Origin of the sequence: Rapidithrix thailandica, assembly GCF_039710355.1 — a bacterium.
In the GTDB taxonomy this organism is placed as follows: Bacteria; Bacteroidota; Bacteroidia; order Cytophagales; family Flammeovirgaceae; genus Rapidithrix; species Rapidithrix thailandica.
On sequence record NZ_JBDKWZ010000022.1, the window covers coordinates 1 to 18,933 of the forward strand.

Annotated in this window: 16 protein-coding genes; 5 read left to right on the forward strand and 11 right to left on the reverse strand. The window is 40.7% G+C overall.

Annotated features, from left to right (window positions below; genetic code table 11):
• The first annotated feature begins 722 nt into the window (after positions 1 to 722).
• From AAG747_RS25820 to AAG747_RS25840, 5 genes are all read left to right on the forward strand, one after another.
• The gene (locus AAG747_RS25820) at positions 723 to 1,913 is read left to right on the forward strand and encodes a DegT/DnrJ/EryC1/StrS family aminotransferase (protein WP_346824144.1); all 1,191 of its coding nucleotides are present in this window, start codon (positions 723 to 725) and stop codon (positions 1,911 to 1,913) included.
• A 237-nt stretch (positions 1,914 to 2,150) separates the two neighbouring features.
• The gene (locus AAG747_RS25825; protein ID WP_346824145.1) at positions 2,151 to 3,230 is read left to right on the forward strand and encodes an iron-containing alcohol dehydrogenase family protein; all 1,080 of its coding nucleotides are present in this window, start codon (positions 2,151 to 2,153) and stop codon (positions 3,228 to 3,230) included.
• Positions 3,231 to 3,342: 112 nt separating this feature from the next.
• A complete protein-coding gene (gene kdsA, locus AAG747_RS25830) occupies positions 3,343 to 4,179 on the forward strand; it encodes a 3-deoxy-8-phosphooctulonate synthase (RefSeq protein ID WP_346824146.1) in 837 nt (278 codons plus the stop codon).
• A gap of 4 nt (positions 4,180 to 4,183) precedes the next feature.
• Positions 4,184 to 5,194: a transaldolase family protein gene (locus AAG747_RS25835; RefSeq protein ID WP_346824147.1), complete on the forward strand. Its 1,011-nt coding sequence runs from the start codon at positions 4,184 to 4,186 to the stop codon at positions 5,192 to 5,194.
• Between the two features lie 182 nt (positions 5,195 to 5,376).
• Complete coding sequence (locus AAG747_RS25840; RefSeq protein ID WP_346824148.1) at positions 5,377 to 6,081, forward strand: phosphatase; 705 nt, start codon at positions 5,377 to 5,379, stop codon at positions 6,079 to 6,081.
• A gap of 65 nt (positions 6,082 to 6,146) precedes the next feature.
• Here the strand turns inward: AAG747_RS25840 and AAG747_RS25845 are convergent, their stop codons facing one another.
• From AAG747_RS25845 to AAG747_RS25895, 11 genes are all read right to left on the reverse strand, one after another.
• Positions 6,147 to 6,839 (reverse strand): LytR/AlgR family response regulator transcription factor, encoded by a 693-nt coding sequence (locus AAG747_RS25845; protein WP_346824149.1) that lies wholly within the window; start codon positions 6,837 to 6,839, stop codon positions 6,147 to 6,149.
• On the reverse strand, positions 6,836 to 9,709 hold the full coding sequence (locus tag AAG747_RS25850) for a PAS domain S-box protein (protein ID WP_346824150.1): 2,874 nt from the start codon (positions 9,707 to 9,709) through the stop codon (positions 6,836 to 6,838). Before AAG747_RS25850 ends, AAG747_RS25845 begins: the two co-directional genes overlap by 4 nt.
• 1 nt (position 9,710) lies before the next feature.
• The gene (locus tag AAG747_RS25855) at positions 9,711 to 10,250 is read right to left on the reverse strand and encodes a heme NO-binding domain-containing protein (RefSeq protein ID WP_346824151.1); all 540 of its coding nucleotides are present in this window, start codon (positions 10,248 to 10,250) and stop codon (positions 9,711 to 9,713) included.
• A gap of 509 nt (positions 10,251 to 10,759) precedes the next feature.
• A complete protein-coding gene (locus AAG747_RS25860; RefSeq protein ID WP_346824152.1) occupies positions 10,760 to 12,130 on the reverse strand; it encodes a nucleotide sugar dehydrogenase in 1,371 nt (456 codons plus the stop codon).
• Positions 12,131 to 12,562: 432 nt separating this feature from the next.
• A complete protein-coding gene (locus AAG747_RS25865) occupies positions 12,563 to 13,651 on the reverse strand; it encodes a T9SS type A sorting domain-containing protein (RefSeq protein ID WP_346824153.1) in 1,089 nt (362 codons plus the stop codon).
• Between the two features lie 457 nt (positions 13,652 to 14,108).
• Positions 14,109 to 14,723, reverse strand: a complete 615-nt coding sequence (locus AAG747_RS25870) for a hypothetical protein (protein ID WP_346824154.1) — start codon at positions 14,721 to 14,723, stop codon at positions 14,109 to 14,111.
• Between the two features lie 309 nt (positions 14,724 to 15,032).
• Positions 15,033 to 15,638, reverse strand: coding sequence for a hypothetical protein (locus AAG747_RS25875; RefSeq protein ID WP_346824155.1), 606 nt, complete (start codon positions 15,636 to 15,638; stop codon positions 15,033 to 15,035).
• A gap of 344 nt (positions 15,639 to 15,982) precedes the next feature.
• Positions 15,983 to 16,624, reverse strand: a complete 642-nt coding sequence (locus AAG747_RS25880; RefSeq protein ID WP_346824156.1) for a hypothetical protein — start codon at positions 16,622 to 16,624, stop codon at positions 15,983 to 15,985.
• Positions 16,625 to 17,120: 496 nt separating this feature from the next.
• On the reverse strand, positions 17,121 to 17,531 hold the full coding sequence (locus AAG747_RS25885) for a hypothetical protein (protein WP_346824157.1): 411 nt from the start codon (positions 17,529 to 17,531) through the stop codon (positions 17,121 to 17,123).
• Positions 17,532 to 17,610: 79 nt separating this feature from the next.
• Entirely contained in the window at positions 17,611 to 18,072 is a 462-nt protein-coding gene (locus tag AAG747_RS25890; RefSeq protein WP_346824158.1) for a hypothetical protein, read from the reverse strand.
• 154 nt (positions 18,073 to 18,226) lie between these two features.
• Complete coding sequence (locus tag AAG747_RS25895) at positions 18,227 to 18,664, reverse strand: hypothetical protein (RefSeq protein WP_346824159.1); 438 nt, start codon at positions 18,662 to 18,664, stop codon at positions 18,227 to 18,229.
• Positions 18,665 to 18,933 lie beyond the last annotated feature (269 nt).

Below are 18,933 nucleotides of genomic sequence, written 5' to 3' on the forward strand. Positions count from 1 at the left end.
TTCCTGTAAAATTTCCACTAATGTTTTATCTTTATACTGGCTTGCCATCTTTATTATTTTTAGGTGTGGTAACTCAAAAATAACATATTGATGGCTTGCCTTTATTTTTTTGTCATGTACTTAGAAAACAGACAATTTTTTCTGAAAGGCTTTTGGGGTGATAGATGTTTTATCTTTGTGTACTTCCGGTTAAATTGATTTTTTGCCGTTTGTCAAATTAAGTGTCAGTTAGAAGGGGTCTTGTGTCTGATTTGAAAGCGAGCTCTAACTTAGGGCCGTAGTTTGAAATGATGTAAAAAGAAGTGTTTACATGACAATGGGCTTGGCAGATGTGATGGCGAAGACGTATTAGTGATAAGAATAGTTTGTGTGTTTCCATATAACCCCATATAAAGGATATAACTGACCACCAACTTTTTTGTCTTTTCACTGCTTCACGGATTATCAACAACCTCATATTGTATCACCTTTCGGATTCTGTTATGAGAAGAAAGCTGGGTAAACAAGGTGAAGTACATTTATATAAAATCACCTGTTTCCCGGGTTGCATGAATTAAACCGTTGCAGGAACCACCCATTTATTTTTAAATATATTAGCTTTGCATAAATTAAAAAGCCACTTATCCGGAGGTTTTTGTCGGAAAAAGATAAGCTACTGACAAAAAGCCGGATAATGCCGTACGGATAAAGAAATTTACAAAATTTAAACAAACTGAAATACCATGCCTGGAACCGAACTTTTTGGCCCTGAAGAAAAGAAAGAGGTGATGGATGTACTGGAGTCAGGAATCCTCTTCCGATATAATCATGATGACCTTCGCAATGGACATTGGAAAGCCAAAGAATTTGAACAAGAGTTAGCCAAATTCAATAAGGTTAAATATGCTCATGCTGTCTCGAGTGGATCTACAGCCGTATCCACGGCTTTAGCCGCAGTAGGTGTGGGAGCCGGAGATGAGGTGATTGTTCCTCCGTTTACCTATATTGCTACCGTAGAGGCGGTCTTAATGGCCGGGGCATTGCCCGTATTTGCCGAAATTGACGAAACCTTATGTTTAAGTCCTGAAGGAATCAAGGCTGCTATTACCCCTAAAACCAAGGCCGTTGCGCTGGTACATATGTGTGGGGCTATGGCCAAATTGGACGAAATTATTGAGGTATGTAACGAGCACAATATCATTTTGGTGGAGGACACCGCGCAAGCCTTGGGAGGGAGTTTCAAAGGAAACGCTTTGGGAAGCTATGGTAAAGTAGGCTGTTTCTCTTTTGACTTCTTCAAAATCATTACTGCCGGAGAAGGCGGAGCTATCATTACCAATGATGAGCAAGTATACAATAATGCGCATGCATATGCTGACCATGGGCACGATCACATCGGAGACAACCGTGGGGCTGAACAACACCCGATTTTAGGTTTTAACTTCCGGATTAGTGAGTTGCATGCTGCGGTAGGCCTGGCGCAAGTTCGGAAGATCGAGCAAATCCTTGTCAAGCAAAAAGCCAACAAAAAAGCCATCAAAGACAGTCTGGCCAAATTCGATGAGATCACCTTCAGACACCTACCCGATGAAGACGGTGATTCGGCCACTTTCCTTTCATTCTTCTTACCTACCGAAGACAAAGCCCGCAAAGTAGCTGCTGCCTTGGGCAAAGCCGGCTTGGGAGGCGCTTATTGGTATGACAATAACTTCCATTATATTAAAAACTGGGAGCATTTGAAAGAAATGAAAACCTGTGCCAAATTACCTATCGAAGTTTTAGGGACCCCTCAAGACTATGCAAAAATAGAATTCCCTAAGTCTGATGATATCGTCAGTCGTTTGATTTCACTTCAAGTACGAGTGACTTGGACCGAAGAGGAATTGAAACAATATTGTGAGAAGTTGGAAACCGTGTTGAAAGAAACCTTGTAAAAAGTTTTTGAAGTGTATAGTAAGGGGCTATCTTAGCCCCTTTTTAAGGCCGGATGGAATAGGAGGGAAGGCAAAAGTTTTTGCAATGGGGAGGAATTTCCCGGGTGCGTCTGTATTTTAGGACTGAATTAAGCAAGCGGACAGTCTGGTATTATTCCTTACATTTCGCTATGTGGAGGGGATGCGTCCGTCAGAGATGGCCCTAATCATTTTGATCATTTTATAATCCATATCCCAATGTTCAGAAATTTCAAAAGTGTAAATAAATGTGCCTACGGCAGGGGTAGTTTTGATAAACTGGGAGATATTTTAGCCGAAAAGAGAGAGACTCCTGAAGCTTGTATGGTATTTTTAGTGGATGAGGTTTTTAAAGGAAATCAACCGTTTATTGACCGGATTCCCCTTCTTGACCAAGATTTACTTTTTTGGATAAGTGTATCCGAAGAGCCTACTACCGACTTGGTGGATGGCTTACGTGACGAAATTTTAGAAAAGAAAGGTTTGCCTGCAGGGGTGATTGGTATTGGTGGAGGGAGTGTAATGGACACTGCCAAAGCTACTTCACTGATGCTGACAAACGAAGGGTCTTCTACCTTGTATCAAGGCTTGAACCTCATCAAGAAGCCCGGTATCTATCACGTAGGAGTACCTACCATTTCAGGTACCGGTGCGGAAGTTTCCATGACGGCTGTACTGACCGGACCCGAAAAAAAATTGGGTTTAAAATGCGATTGGACAGTATTTGATCAAATTGTGTTGGACCCGGATTTGATTGAAACGGTGCCAACTAACCAATGGTTTTACACCGGTATGGATTGCTATATTCACTGTGTAGAATCTATGACAGGAATTTTTAAAAACACCTTTAGCGAAGCCTATGGCTGGAAGTCGCTGGAGATGTGCCAAGATATATTTTTAAACAGTGAGGACGGTCGTTCCGCTGAAAATGAGGAGAAACTGATGGTGGCTTCCTATATGGGAGGCTTAAGTCTTACCTATTCTGAAGTAGGTGTGTGTCATGCATTATCCTACGGACTCTCCAAAATCTTCCATTACCACCATGGTATTGCCAACTGTATTGCCTTTAATCAATTGAAAGATGTATATGGGGAATATGTGGATGAGTTTCATGCTATGGTAGAAAAGCATAACATCGACATTCCGCAAAACCTTTCGGCAAACTGGAGTGAAGATGAGATCGACCAAATGGCAGAAGTAGCCATCCGTCTGGAGCATATGTGGATACATGCATTCGGACATAACTGGAAAGAGGTGTTGGATAAAGACAGAATCAAAGGCTGGTACAGAAGAATGTAAAAGCCCTTGCCGTTTTGCATAAACTTGCTCAGTTTTAGCGAACGATAAGGATTTAACACTCTGTCACTATCTTTGTGATTAGAATTTAAATTTTCATTCAGGGTAAATAAACATGAACAAAAAAATCGTCAAAGTTGGAGATATTGCTTGTGGGGCGGATCAGTTGTTTCTGATTTCGGGGCCTTGTGTGATTGAAGAGGAAAGCATCATGATGAGAACAGCGGAGAAACTTAAGGAAGTGTCAGAGCGACTTTCCATTCCGTTGATTTACAAATCCTCTTTCCAAAAGGATAACCGGAGTTCTGTAGACTACTACATGGGGCCTGGTTTGGAAGAAGGTTTGGAATTGTTAGCTAAAGTCAAAAAAGAATTTGGGTTTCCCGTCTTGTCAGATGTTCACTATCCGGAACAGATTGGCCCGGCCAGCGAAGTTCTGGATGTGATCCAAATTCCTGCGTATTTGGTGATGCAAACTACCTTGGTAGTAGAGGCGGCTAAAACCGGGAAAGTGATCAACCTGAAACACGGGCAGTTCCTGGCACCGGAAAACATGGTGAAGCCGGCAGACAAAGCCAAAGCAAGTGGCAACGATAATATCATTTTGACCGAAAGAGGATATACCTTCGGATACAATGATTTGGTAGTAGACCCTCGTAGTTTTCATCATATGAACCAAACAGGTTACCCTGTGGTCTTTGATATTACACACTCCATCCGGAAGTACGGCATTCCTAGTGCGGATCCGAACGGAGGAGCCAGAGAGTTTCTTCCAACTTTGTCCAGAGCAGGGGTTGCAGCGGGTGTAGACGGGGTGTTCATCGAAACACATCCTGACCCGGCAAAAGCGCTGTGTGATGCGGCCAGCCAATTGTGTGTCAATGACCTGGAGGAGTTTTTGAAACCGTTAATTGAAATTCATAATTTAGAAGTTAGCTATAGAAATCGATAAACTTATGGAATTATATCTGGATTCAGCAGACATAAACGAAATCGAGGAGGCATTTAAATTGGGCTTTCTGGCCGGATTGACAACGACTCCTACCTTTATGCACCGTCATGGCATTACGGATATTGACGGTACTATTGTGAAATTGTCTAAAATGGTTCCTGTACTGCAAGTGGAAGCCTTAGGCGAAACGGCAGAGGAAATTTATAAAGAAGCTCAACGCTTGTTAGGACTGGGATTGGAAAAAGAGAAAACCGTTTTCAAAATTCCGGTTTCTATGGAAGGGGTAAAAGCATGTCATATGCTGACTTCCGAGGGAATCAAAGTAAATATTCACTTGGTATATACCTTGCAACAAGCCTACATGGCAATGAATGCCGGGGCTACCTATGTATGTGTGTTGGTGGGTCGTTGGCAAGATCAAGGACATGATTCCCTTACTTTGGTAGAGCAGTGTGTAGAAGCGGTAGACCGTTTTGGATACGACTCTAAAATCATGTTCTCTTCTGTTCGTCACCCCGAGCATGTGCGTAACGCCATCGAATTAGGTGCTCATACGTGTACTGTTCCATGGAAAGTGATGAAGTTATTGACTGAAAACAACTTCACTACCGTAGGTACCGAGCAGTTTTTTGAGCATACCAAATTGATGACCGTAACGGTTAACCAAGTCGTCAACAGGTCGAATAACCCTGTGGTTTCTGTTGAGGATACTATGAATGAGGCCATTTTCAAAATGACCGAATCAGGATTTGGTTGCGTGAGTGTGGTGAAAGGTGATAATGAGTTGGTCGGTGTATTTACCGATGGAGATTTGAGACGTTTGGTTGCCAATGACGGAAAAATTGCTCTGCAAAAGAAAATGGGTGAATTGGAGTACAAGTCGCCCATTACCATTGAAAGCAGTAACTTGTTGAATGAAGCATCGACTATTTTCCACAAAACAGGTGTGGATACCATCGTTGTTACAGAAAATTCGAAAGTAATCGGAATGTTGGATATTCAGGATTTGAACTAATCCATCCGGATGCAATACCAGAAAGGCGCATGGGGCAAGCTCTATGCGCCTTTTTTATAAATAATATTTTTGCTGTTTTGCACTACATGATCTAAATGCGAAATCAAAAGTGAGGTGTGTTACAAAACAGCAGTATCAACTGTTTTTTTACACAAAAACGGAGATTTACGAGGATTGATCTTATGGAAAATATTCAAAATACATTTGAACAAATTGGAGGTACGTTTGTCACGTCCATTCAAGAGATTGCCCGGAAAAAGAAAAAAATCAAAGCCTTTCTCTTTGATTGGGATGGGGTATTCAATGCCGGGTATAAGGGGGAAGGGGCCAGTAGCCTTTTTGCGGAGGCCGATTCGATGGCCACGAATTTGATCCGTTTTAATTATTGGTTTAAGCACCGGGAGTTACCCTTTACCGGAATTATCACCGGTGAAAACAACCAGTCGGCTATTCAACTCAGCAAGAGAGAGCGTTTTCAGGCCGTGTATTTCAAAATAAAAAATAAGGCAGATGCTTTAAAAGATTTGGAAGAAAGGTATGGGGTTCTTCCCGAAGAGGTGTGTTATTTTTTTGACGATGTACTGGATTTGCCCATTGCCAAAGTATGTGGGTTACGAGTGTTGTTGAACCGTACGGCTAGCCCTGTATTTAAAGCCTATATGATCAATAATCAATTATGTGATTATATTACGGCCCATTCGGGAGGAGAGCATGGTGTGAGGGAAGCAGGAGAGTTGCTCTTGTCGATTGACGGCTCGTTTAATACTGTGGTGGAAGAGCGTTTGGCATACTCTGAAAACTATCAACAGTACATTGCCGAACGGAATGCGCAAGTACCGGAATATTTTATTCAGGAAGCAGGAGCGATTCAGCCTCATCAATTGTAAACAGAAACTCCCGAAGGTAAATCATACCAAGCCCCTGTACTTTAAGATAGACAGGGGCTTGGTAGTTATAAAAAGTTGAGCTTTTTCATCAATTGAGGCTTATTGGCCCGGCTAATGGGAATGACTTTATCCTTGACCACTAAAGTGTTTTCTTCAATATCCACGATCTTATCCAAATTGACAATATAGGAGCGGTGGATTTTCAAAAATTTGTCTTTTGGCAAGCGATCTGCCAGACTTTTTAAAGTACTATACACAATCAAGGCTTTTTTAGTCAGGTGGAATTGCACGTAATCCCCGACATTCTCGATATAAAAAATATCGGAAAATTGAATGCGGACATAGCGCCCGTCTACTTTGATAAAGATCGCATCTTCTGGCTCTATCGAGTGCTGGATCGTATAAGTGGCCAAGACTTTTTCAACCGCTGCTTTAAAGCGGATATAATTAATGGGTTTTTTCAAATAGTCGGCTACCTGGTATTGAAAAGCATCGTAGGCGTACTTTTCTTCACCGGAAATTACCACTACCTGGGGCATAACGGGGCAAGCATCCAATAAGTCAATACCGGATAGTTCAGGCATTTCCATATCCAAAAATACCAAATCTATATCCCCCTCTTGGAGTGTATCCAATGCTTGTTCACCATTTTCGCAGGTTGCTACTAAGTTCAGATTGTCGGATTTCAGACATAGGCGTTCCAAGGATTTTCTGGCCATCAAATCGTCATCTACAATTATGCAATTGAGTTTCGTCATTCTATTATGGGGTTATTTTTTAATCGTTGTAGCTCATTTTTGATGATGGGTAGGTATTCATTGAGTTTTGTTTGTATCTGATGCAGTTTTTCTTCAAGTACTTGCCTGCTCTTTTTAGCGGAGGCAAGTTCTTCCATAGTTGACATATCATGGGTCAATTCCGTCAAGCCTATCATCGAGAACGAAGGTTTTAATTTGTGGACCATCCTTCGAAACTCTTCTTTACTACGCAGTTTGACCAATTCCTGTAATTGTTCAAAATCAGGCAAAATCACTTTGAAAAAAAGTTCGAACATTTCCAAAGCGTATTCCATATCTCCCTCATAAATAGCGTCTAGGTGAGCCTGATCAAGCATTTCATGAAACTGAAACTGAAGGGACTCTTCGTGTATGGAAGCAGGATTCTGTGTCGTGCTTAATAAGTGTTTGTGCAAAATATTTTTCAATTGTTCTGGTGCAAAAGGTTTTGGAAGGTAATCACTCATGCCAATTGTAAGCGCTTCATGGACTTGCTCTGACAGCGCGGAAGCTGTAAGTGCCAGGATGGGCATATCGTATTTTTTCTCCCGGATCACTTTGGTGGCGGTGATGCCGTCTAATTCCGGCATTTGTACATCCATTAGTACGAGGTCGTATTTCTTTTTTTCGATTTTATCAATGGCAATTTTTCCATTGATGGCAAACTCGTGCTGTACGCCCCACTTTTCTAACAAGCGGCCTACATACTTCCGGTTCATAGGGTTATCCTCCGCTACCAGAATCGTATAGTTATGCAGTAGCTCCGGGCTATCAACCGACTGTATTTTATATCCGTTTGAAGCAGGGTGGTTGGTTTCACTGTACGGAAGAATAACTTTGAAAGTACTCCCTTTTCCTAATCGGCTACTGACACTTACATTGCCGTTTTGTAATTCGACCAACTGTTTGACAATGGCGAGACCTAGCCCGGTTCCTCCGAATTTTCTTTGTACCTCTCTGTCAACTTGTTTGAAATTTTTGAAAATATCCTCAAGTTTTTCCTCCGGAATACCGATACCCGTATCGCTGATAGTGAATTGAATCAAAAGTGTGTCTCCGTTTTTTTCCAGAAGTTTTACATCCAGGGTCACGTTGCCCTGTTCCGTAAACTTTAATGCATTGGAAAGGAGGTTGACCAGGATTTGATTCAAAAGCAGGTCGTCACCGATTACATTTTTTGTGATGTTAGGATCAATGGTTACGCCAAAAGATACCGGGCAATTGTCTAATTTAATCTCAAAGATTTTCCCAATGGAATGAATTAATTCCAATAGGTTAAACTCATGCTTTTGTACCTCAATATGGCCCGCGTTGATTTTGGAAATGTCTAAGATATCATTAATCAGTCCTTGGAGAAGTTTGGAGGCTGATTTCAGGATGTCCACATATTCGGTTTGCTCCGGATTCAACGGGGTTTCATACAGCAAGTGTACCATTCCTACTACCGCATTTAGAGGAGTGCGTATTTCATGGCTCATTTTTGCCAGAAAATCCTTTTCTGCGGCTTGGGCTTCTTCAGCCTTCTGTTTGGCTACCCGCAAGGCTTGTTGTAATTTCTTTTGCCGGGTGATGTTGTAGTGAATACCGATGGAGCCGGTTATCTTGCCCTGTTCATCAAAAATAGGGGCACCGCTGAGCATCACCCAAATGGCTTCCCCGCTTTTTTTAAGTAATTCCACTTCATATACATTGGCTTTGCCCAATTTCCGGTCCTCTGTTTGTTTTTTTAATACATTATGGTATTTAGCCGGCACAAAAGTAGAAATGGCCTCTTTCCCTTTTAGCTCTTGAGGGGCATAGCCAAGCATTTCACAGAAGCGGTCAAAAGCCCGGGTGATTTTGCCATCCCGGTCAACTTCGAGCAATCCCAGTTCCATATTTTCAATAATTCCCCGGTATTTCTCCTCACTCTTTTTAATCCGCTCATGGGCTTTGCGGTTTTCTGTTACATCCCTGTATTGCCACAGGTAACCGATGTATTCGTCATCCGTGACAATCGGGATGAAATCGCGTTCCAAAATCCGGCCGTCTTTCATCACCAGCTCATCGCCTAAAATCAGTTTCTTTTCCCTCAACAAGCGGCTGATATCCGAAGTGAAACACTCGGGATCGGTAAATAAATCTTTGACACTTTCCGCAGACTCAATGCAATTGCTTCCTACCAACTCTTCCGGTTGTAGAGGAATTTGGAACATTTTGCAAAAGGTCTGGTTGGCCACAATGATTTCCTTGTGAGCGTCTTGCATCAAAACACCTGATTGTAGATTCGCAATAAGGTGAGTAAGTCTCAGTTTGGCGGAAAGTAATTCTTGTTCGGCCTTCTTTTGCCGGGTAATATCTCTTACTACACCCGTAAATCCAATCACTTGGTCGTTTTCGAAAATTAATTGCACATTTTGACCTACCCAGAGCACCTCTCCGCTTTTATTTCTGACAGGAAATTCAAAATAGGATCGCTCAACCTGACTACGGATAATATTTTCATAAAACCCTTTTACCTTCTCTACATGGTTTTCATGTACCAGTTTGCTAAAGTGTTGCCCCACAATTTCTTCGGTGCTGTAACCCAATTTTTCTTCCGCTATGGGATTGGCATATGTAAAATATCCTTCAAAATTTGACTTGAAAATAATATCATGGGCTGTTTCAACCAGTTGTCGGTACCGTGCTTCACTTTGTTCAAGCTCTTTTGTCCGCTCGGTTACTTTTTTTTCCAGGCGCTCGTTCAGAGCCTTTAGTTGTAAGTTGGTTTTATACAGTTCCAAGGCTTTTTCTTCCAGAATACGCTCTGCTTGTTTTCTGGCCTTTCTTTCCCGTTCCACTTTGCGTTTTAACTGCTCAATCACTTCCATATCAGCTTTTTTTGATGATAAATTTTACTTTGCTGTTATCATCGGAAAGCCTTTCCATCCGGACTTCAGCATTTTCCTGATAATATTCCAGGCAGCTTTCTATCAGCCCATAGGCAAAATCGGCCAGTTTTCTTTCGGAATGGTAAATAAGTATTAAGGTGTTTTCATCTTCCCAAGAGGTGTGCAGGTGGGGTAGCTCCGCATCCGGATAAAGCTTTTGGACTTCTACATGAATGTAGATCTCAAAAGCACTTAAAAAATCAAAAGCACTTTCTACATTATCTAAAAAATCTTGGTAACTTTTGGCTAAAACAAAGAATAAATACTTTCCAAATTCCCTGAAAATTTCATGAGGAGGAATTTTAATTTTTTCACTTAAATGACCTACTAATTGGAATAGTTCATGGTGATTATAAGTACCTACGGCAGTATAGGCTCCTTTTGAAGGCAATTCGGAGGTATTGATGAGATAATCCGCCATTTCCAGACCGTACTTTTCCTCAATCATATCTATAAACTCGGTAAATATTAACCCTTTCATACAGCTTGAAATTATGAATGTTGTGAGTGAATTCAATGAGTAGTTTTTGCTGATTTTTAAGTAGTAATGATTGGTAGGGTACTTCCTTGTTTTTCGGGCTCTCAACGATTGAATGGTATGTAAAAAAATTGCCAGGAAAAAATGACAGTTCCTTGAGAGGAAAGTCCCATATCAGCATAGGAGTGCATATGCTTGTTTTTAGTAAAAAAAACGAAAAATGCAGAAAAAATTTTCTTAAAAACTCCCCGGGTAAAAAAAAACAAAATCTTCTTGAATAGGTACAAGCTAATTGGTAGAATAATGCAAATGTTATCCTGGGAGATCAAAGGAATTGAGAGAAAAACGGGCAAAAAAAATGCTCGAATCAATAAAATATCGATTCGAGCATACTTGAATGATGAACTTAACAAATGAACTTACCTCTCAAGTTCATCATAAACACTACGACTACAAGACTATTTTCATGCAATTGAGCAATATTTTAAGGCGATTACGGTATGAGGAAAAGATTATAAAGTTTTATGAATGATGTAAGGGGGAAGGTTGTGTAGCGTACCCTCCAAATCAAATAGTACCGTACCTTCCTGGCATTTCTCCAACAATGTTTCCTGGCTTTCTATTTGAAATTGTTGGTGGTTTATTCCCAGCACGATAGCATCATATTTACCCTGGGATTTTTCCACCAGTGTCAGACCATACTGGATTTGCATATCGATTGAAAAAGCCATAGGGTCTTCGATTTCGACCACTGCACCCATTTTCCTCAACTCCAAAATCATATCCACTACCTGCGATTTATTAATGTCCCGGATGTCTTCTTTGTTGGTTACGCCCCGGACTAAAATTCTTGCCCCTGCTATTTTTTTTCCTGACTGGCAAATGTAACGTTCCAGTCGTTTTGCCAATTCTTGAGGCATATGATCAATTGCGTGTTTACTTTGTTCGAGAATATCAACCGGGGTACCCAAGTACTTGGCTTTGTTGATGACAAAGTAGGATTCGGCATCGTCCTCATCTTCTTTGACCAAGCCTGGACGGATATCCGCAATATTTTTTTTGAGTTGCATAATTTTGAAGAGCTCCTCTTTTTCAATTCCCAATGAGTCAAACAAACGGGATAACTCATTGATCAAAGCCTTGTTTACATCTTTCTGGGCTTTTTCAATAATTTTACCGGCTTCCGCAACTTTAATACCGGAGGCAATATGGGGCTCTTTGTGGGTGATCATGTCGTAAACATCAGCAATAACCAAACTGCTTTCATGGTCGCTGCCCGCCACAACTTTGACATCCTCTTCAAATTTTTGCTCTTTTTCAGAGTACATCGTTTCAGGAGAGTAACCTACTTTAAAGTCTTTATTTAATTTTAGTTGTGAAAACGATTCTAATACCGGAATCAATTGTTCTTCAATGCATCCCGGATAAGCGGAGGTTTCAAAGATGACAAAATCACCTTTCTTTAAATTTCGACCCACTAAAGCAACGGCACTTTTTAAGGTGAAAATATCCAAAATTTGACGGTGTTTGGTTACCGAAGGGGGAACAGCAATAATGTAAAATTTTGCTTTGATCAAATCATCCGGATTGGATGTGAATTGTATGGTTTTATGACAAAAGGTGCTGTGCTTTACTCTACCGGCAGGATCAATACCCATTTCCATCAGTTCCGAACGGTATTGTTTGATATCAAAACCAATTACTGAAAATATGTTGGCAAATTCTAAAGCTAATGGTAAACCGATATTACCCAGACCAATAACGGCCATTCTGCTTTTGTGCATGGCCAAATCTTTTAAGAGCGGAGCTTTTTGAGATAGGATAGCGGTGGTGATTTTATTGAGGCGGTTTATTGGGTTGGTATTTACTGCTAGGGGTTCCATGATACAAGTATATTAGTATGTTAATAATTGATGTATATCAAAAGTACCCCGGTTTGGAGGCTTATTCAGTTCTTTTAGACAATTGGTGGGTAGTTCACAGAGTTTGGTCGGTTTTTCCGGTTTTCCAAAAAACAGGATCATTTATTCAAGTTGTGGTTTGTACTTAAGAGCATGTTTAAAATTCGTTGTGCGGGTGGGGTTCCTTCGAAAGTCCGCCTCTTTGGTGATGAAATTCTCAGGTTGGGGCTCTCAAAATACTGCGCTGAGGTTCCTGAAATGGGAGCTTTTGACCCAAAGGATGAAATGTAAACATGTTCTAAAATCAAAAACCCTTGGGCCAGAAGCCCAAGGGTTTTTCAGTTAATAAACTTTGAATCACACTATCAGTAGCATTTATCTTAAAACTGTTTTTGTTCCTTGTTTGCTGAGGGTTTAGTAGAGGACTTTTTTGAGAATCACTGTTCCGTTGATTTCCATGCGGATGGTGTACATGCCCCGGCCCAGCCTGCTTAGGTCAAGGGTGCTGTTGAACTCCCGGGCATTTTCTTCTTGGGCAAACACTTTCCGGTACACCGGCATGCCTACGGCATCGAAGACGGTCAAGGTTCCCTTGCCACCTACCAGGGCTTGGATGTGCAACTCCGTTCCTTCCACCGGGTTGGGGTACACCGTCAATACTTCTTCCGGAGCTTCCCATTTGACCGCTACCACCGGGGAGTAGGTGCTGCTTTGGTCAAAGTCGGTTTGCTTCAGGCGATAGTAGCTTACCGGCCAGGGGCGGGCGGGTAACACTTCTTGATAGGTTTCCATTTGCTCACTGGTGCCGGCCCCGCCCACTTCTTGTACCGCATAAAACCCCTTTCCGTCTTGTGATACTTCGATGGTGAAGTAGTCATTGTTCAATTCTGAAGCAGTGGCCCAGGAGAAGTACACCCGGCTGTCTCGGGCTTCGGCCTGGAAATACAACAAGGTGATGGGCAAAGGCTGGGAACAGCCGGCTCCACAGTCTATATGGTCTTCACAGTACGTAGAACCTTGGTCTTTGCATTGTCCTGAAAGAGAAAAGGTAGGACAAGGTCCGGAACAATCCGTATCCATATTGGTTTTCATCGTGCCGGAAATGGTAGTGGTACCGCTGCCGGAAATGTCCATGGGCACGTCTTCACTCTTCCATCCCCCGCTGATTACCAGGTTGCCATCGATAAGCATGTTGGCCGAACCGGAACCGGTGATGTCCAGTCCCCCGCTTACGGTCAAATTATGAGGAATATGAATGGTAACATTGTTCCCTTCGATCTGAATCTCCAAGCCTCCGGAGATATTGATGTCCTGGTCAAAGTTCAACACATCGTTTTCATAGAGGGTGACGCTCATGCCCCCGTTGATGGAGGTGGAGCCACAAGCCGTGGAGACCTCGAAACTTTCCGAGCTGCTGTTGTCGGCAGCGGTGATGGTACAGGCTTGTACATGTGAGGTGTACAATGAGAAAATGAAGGCGAAAAGGATAGTAAATGTTTTCATGACTACTGAGTTAATGAGTGATTCTGAAGTAAAAGTAGTCTGAAAAGCCCCCTGCCACCGGGGATATTAGATGACTGGTAGAGTCCTCACGGAAAATGGTAACTTCCTAAGGTTTTTCGGATACCAGGGTTTTCTTTAAAAATACAGGAAAACGTTTTTAATTATTCCAATCAAAAGGATTGGGACTAATAAGAGCATATTTAAATTTCATCTTTTGGGCTGTAAATTCCTATTTCGGGGATCTTCGAAGTGCCGGACCACCAAAAATGATCTTCCAAGAGTTCTAAACCGAAAATTTTCATTACCAAAGGGGCAGCCTCTACAACGAATTTTAAATATGCTCTGATAGAAAAGCTTGCATCCCATTGGAAAACAAGCTTTTAAGTGCTATGAGTTGTAAGATAATAAGGAGGGGGTATTTAAAGGTAACATCAGTGGAGGTTTTTCTTTCGGAAACTTAATCTTTATAGAATATCAGGCCTCCGAGTTCTATGCGGCATTTGTAAGTACCGGAAGTGTATTGTTCGGTTTCTGTTATGGTATTTTCTGAAGTAACTGGACGGCCTTGACCGCCCAGTATTGAAACATGCCCATCGATTTTAGCATGCGAGTTAATTGTCATAAATGTTTTGTTGAAGACGTCTTGGTATACATCCAAGACGGCCGAGTTTTCCACCAGGTTTAATTTGACTACCGGGGAGTAATGTTTAGTGCCGTTATAGTTGGTTTGACGCAAGCGGTAATAAGCAAACTTACCAGGTTCCGGATCCAACTGTAGTTCGTAAGTGCGTTTTTGGGTGCTTTTTACCGCTCCGTACACTTGTTGGATTGCGTAAAACGATTTACCGTCTCGTGAAGCTTCCACCATAAAATACTCATTGTTCTTCTCGTACTCGGTGGCCCAGGAAATATGTACTTTTTCCCGGTGAAATGCAGCTTTGAAATACAGGATTTTAACTGATAACGTAGGAGCGTTAATGTACTTTGCCTTTCCATTTTGTAAGTTGATTCTCGGGCTGGCTAACATGTTTATCGAAATCAACATCATAATTATCCATAAGAAAGTTTTCATGATTTTAAGCGTTTAATTCAAAGGTCTTATTCGGTTATACAGTAAAGATAAAGACCTGAGAGAGGCTTGTCGGAGATGTTCGATAATTGGTAAGATCCGGCCGGAAATAGGCGGAAAGTGAGGGGTTTTAGGAAGGTAAGTATATTTGCTTGAACACTTGTTAGATACATATACAAAATCCTCCACTTTGGATATATCATTAAATGTATCTTTTTTTCTATATGAGGTTGTAATTCGGAGATGCTGTTCCAAAGATTATTTTTCACCGGTTTATATTTAGTGGTCTTTTAATTAGGTTAATTGAGGGGTTTATAACATAGAATCGTATTTATATAAAATACTTTTCAGGATATCCAACCCTAATGAAGCTTTAGGGGAGCTTTTGTCCTGGTATTTGGACATGAGTGAAGGGGGAATCTCATAGATTTTCAATAACCAAAAAGCAATGCCTTCTTGTGGGAATACGTACATGAGGTGTTGCTCTTTATCCATAAAAATATCCACATCACTAATGGCAATTTTTATGGCCGGTTGTTCTAAGGTCTTGTTCGTCTGAAGTATTTTTTCTTTTTGAGATTTCATTTCAACTTTTCCCAAAACCTTCATAGTTAAACTAAAAAGGGGAAGTATTTGATCATTTTTTGAAAATTGAAAAGTACATATATTTTCCTTTATTTCTTGGTGTGTCGGTTCCTGTATTTGTAAAGTACTCTGAATTTCACGGGGAGTCATCCAGTAAGAAAGCTTTAACAAAGTCAAATCATCCCAACGGTTGTCATAGTCGAATTCATCCATAGCCCGTAGCTCATTCCAATTATATTCACTACCTGTTTCCGGCCGGATATGTTGTGCCCATAGCGCAGTGGTCTGGAAGATAAGCAGGAAAACAAAGAGAGGTGAATTCGAAAATGCCATATGTTTAGTTTGTTTGCCGGTTAATTTGGAAAAACAATAGTTTAAATATTAATGAAATACAGACAATAAGGTCACCCATAAATATGTAATAACTACCTAAAAATTCTTATTTTTATTGCAATAAAAAGATTCTCAGGAAGATATGGCGGTTTTATATAGTAGACAATAAGCAATGTATCCTGCCAGACAGGAGCTGTCGAAAAAGTTGATAATTAAAAATTTACACAGAAATAACTAATAAAAATTTGTGACTTAGAATCTTTGTACTGTTTTGTACTCCTTTGACTTTTTCGACAGCTTCATTTAATCTATACTAGATCAGTATAGGGGAAAGAAGTGTATGATTACATGGAGTTTGCCAAGAAGAACCATGTGAACCGTAAAAAAAGAAAACGGTTGTAATAGTTGTTTCCGGCACTGGCGGCTATATTGGTCATACCTAAGTTATAGAATAATCCCGCTTGTAAGGGTTTTCCCATCAGAGCGAGTTGTATTCCTCCTCCAACGATAAGCGCTATTTCCATACGTTTGATGTCCTCCCCGAAATCTATTGATTCCTTGCTTCCGTTAAATTTCCGGTTGCCCGATACACCAAGGTTTAATGAGGGACCAAAAGCGCCAAACAACTGCAGGGAAGTATTGAGTGAGTAGAAATACATGCCTAATAATTGGAGTTGAAGGTAATTGACAAAAAGTCTGTTTCCTGATATCTTATGCCCTTGTCCCGAATAGATCAATGCGGCTTGTATGGAAACAACATCCATCAGTGGTATCATTGCCGCTACACCGAGGTGGGGGCGGAATACCATATCCGTAGAAAGCCTGTCTCCTCCATTGACGATTCTTTGGTCGGCAAAATTACCGCCCAGCAAAGCTCCAGCTTTATATATTTGTGCTTGAAGAGGGGAGGAGCTTATAAGCCCGGTGGCGCAGCTTAACATTAAGAAAATGAATGCTTTGGAATACAAAGAGTAGAGAGTTTTCATAGTTTTATGTTTTAGGTAAATGACCAAAATGGATTTCGAGTGAATGGTAACAGGCTTGTGAAGTGTAAGAAAGTTAGGGTGTGTATGAGATGATGGTATTGTTTCAAGGAGTATCTATTACCAATTTAAACATAAAACCTTATAGATTCCAGTACTGAAACGGATGTCTGGAAAGAAGATAAACAAGGGCTTCGGATTTTGAAAGGTAGGAAAGGAATAGGAATAAAAAAATTAAGCGTCAGCATATGCTGACGCCTAAAAAGTGGATTTAATTCAGACAACCTGTGATTTACGTATCACATTTAGTTTTTTTATGATGAAGTGGTTTAAACTTATGGTTTTTGACCGAAGATGGCATCAAAATCGGCTCATCAAGGCACTTTTTGAAGAGAATAGCCAAAGCTATTGTTGCAAAAAGTAACACGGAGGCGGCGTTTTTGAAACATTTTTCAGGAAAAAGAAAAAGTTTAATTCACTTCGATAGTTACAATTGGTTTTAGTTTTTTAAAAAATAGCCTTCTATTTGGTTGTAAAGTTGTTCTAACTTACTTTTTAAGTCTTTTTTGTGAGCAGGTGCTTGAATATATTTTTGGTTAAGGTGAATCATCTCTTGTAAAGACTCGGATTCTTTTGACGTCAAAGTACTTTTTGCTACCCGGAGTACTCGTTTGCCGGGCGCCAGAAAACAAAAATAAGTGCTTGTTTCCCAAGCTTTGGAAAACCAGTTCCAACCGGTTTTCATATGATAACATTCCCTCTTTACAAGCACATACTCCTTGCGAAAGCTAATTTCCAACTGTTGCTGTGGGGTATTTTGAAACCATCGTTTAAATACGTCCAGTTGTAAACTGTCTATTTGCTCCCAAAAGCCTCCGCTGAGCGTAAAAGTAACGGTCACTTCTTCCACCTTTTGTACGATAATTTATATAATTAGAACCAAGAACATTGATGACCATTAACATGTTGGTGATGAATATGAGTGTTGTTTATTGACCAAGTCGTTTCTTTTCCTGTACTTCCCAAAGGATCAGGTTCTGCTCAAAAGCCCCACTGCCGACGGCTTCTCCCTTGAGGTAATAATTACCCGGTTTTTCCGCATCAAATATTCCGGTCATCAACAACTGGGCATTGAAATAATGAGACTTCCCCGAATGAGCATAAGCCGAAGGCGAATAGTATCCGGAGAAATACCGGGTGTTTTTATTCAAGGAGATTTGTCCGGTATAGAAGACGTCTTCTTTCAATCTGAAAATGACATAACCTTGGTAACTTCCCAATTCAGCATCTGTACGATAGATTTTTATTTCCACCGTACCGTTTTCGCTTTTCGTTAAATTGTGCCATTTGCCCGTGTACAATCCTGATAAGTCTTCCTGTGCCAATAGCATTCCGGGAGCAGAGAGAAAAAAAGCAAAGGTTAAACTCCATAAAATAGTCTTGAAATTCATAGTTATATTGAATACTTAGGGTTCTACTTTATTTTTTTTGGTTTTGTACAAAGGCAAAAGGTTGTAGTGTCTATTCCTTTGTTGAAAGGTATGGCCTTTCGAACTCAAATGATTTTCAAAGGTGCTGTCAAGAAAGCTGTTGATAAAAATACACTTACCATTCTAACCTGGGAGCCGAATCCGTCTCTTTCCCGATCAGTTCATTTTCGTCCAATGAGAAATGTAACAAAGTCCCGAAGTTACTAGAGATGCCACCGTCAATTACGGCTTCTCCTTTGATACTATACTTTCCTTCAATTTGCTCCATTATCCCGTTGAAGTGCAACATACATTTTAAAATATGGACATTTTCATTTGAAGAGTCATTGTAACAAGAAGGGGCGTATTGGGCATAAAAATAGCGATGCCTCATGTTGACTGTTACATTGCCGGTGAATACTTCTCCTTCGGAAGTTTGGAACAACAAGTAGCCACGGTACGAACCACCATCATAGCCATCTGAATAAATTTTAAGCTCTACATTACCTTTCACTTCTTCTTTTAAGTCCTTCCAGGTTCCTTTGTATACGCCTGATAAATCTTTGTTGCTCATATTCATTATGGTTTAATGTGATGAATAAGTAAATCTTACTCTGCAAAAGTTGTCATTATCCTTCAATTATTCTTCCCCCTTAGTTGTGATTAAAAAATATCCCTGAAAAGGGGGAATAAGAAAAGCCATATTTGAAGAGGGTAGTGAGCATCTTCTTGAAAGTGAGGGAGTAAACGATTGCTTGCTGAGAGGGAGAAAGGGTCTGTATAGATAAAATAAGGCGAGATAACCTTCAAAAAAGCGCAGGTACATCCGTGAAAAATACAAAT

Coding starts and splice junctions, on each gene's coding strand:
- AAG747_RS25880 (WP_346824156.1), bottom strand. CDS start 16,624: ATGAAAACTCTCTACTCTTTGTATTCCAAAGCATTCATTTTCTTAATG.
- AAG747_RS25865 (WP_346824153.1), bottom strand. CDS start 13,651: ATGAAAACATTTACTATCCTTTTCGCCTTCATTTTCTCATTGTACACC.
- AAG747_RS25890 (WP_346824158.1), bottom strand. CDS start 18,072: ATGAATTTCAAGACTATTTTATGGAGTTTAACCTTTGCTTTTTTTCTC.
- kdsA (WP_346824146.1), top strand. CDS start 3,343: ATGAACAAAAAAATCGTCAAAGTTGGAGATATTGCTTGTGGGGCGGAT.
- AAG747_RS25835 (WP_346824147.1), top strand. CDS start 4,184: ATGGAATTATATCTGGATTCAGCAGACATAAACGAAATCGAGGAGGCA.
- AAG747_RS25825 (WP_346824145.1), top strand. CDS start 2,151: ATGTTCAGAAATTTCAAAAGTGTAAATAAATGTGCCTACGGCAGGGGT.
- AAG747_RS25850 (WP_346824150.1), bottom strand. CDS start 9,709: ATGGAAGTGATTGAGCAGTTAAAACGCAAAGTGGAACGGGAAAGAAAG.
- AAG747_RS25870 (WP_346824154.1), bottom strand. CDS start 14,723: ATGAAAACTTTCTTATGGATAATTATGATGTTGATTTCGATAAACATG.
- AAG747_RS25855 (WP_346824151.1), bottom strand. CDS start 10,250: ATGAAAGGGTTAATATTTACCGAGTTTATAGATATGATTGAGGAAAAG.
- AAG747_RS25875 (WP_346824155.1), bottom strand. CDS start 15,638: ATGGCATTTTCGAATTCACCTCTCTTTGTTTTCCTGCTTATCTTCCAG.
- AAG747_RS25860 (WP_346824152.1), bottom strand. CDS start 12,130: ATGGAACCCCTAGCAGTAAATACCAACCCAATAAACCGCCTCAATAAA.
- AAG747_RS25895 (WP_346824159.1), bottom strand. CDS start 18,664: ATGAGCAACAAAGATTTATCAGGCGTATACAAAGGAACCTGGAAGGAC.
- AAG747_RS25840 (WP_346824148.1), top strand. CDS start 5,377: ATGGAAAATATTCAAAATACATTTGAACAAATTGGAGGTACGTTTGTC.
- AAG747_RS25845 (WP_346824149.1), bottom strand. CDS start 6,839: ATGACGAAACTCAATTGCATAATTGTAGATGACGATTTGATGGCCAGA.
- AAG747_RS25820 (WP_346824144.1), top strand. CDS start 723: ATGCCTGGAACCGAACTTTTTGGCCCTGAAGAAAAGAAAGAGGTGATG.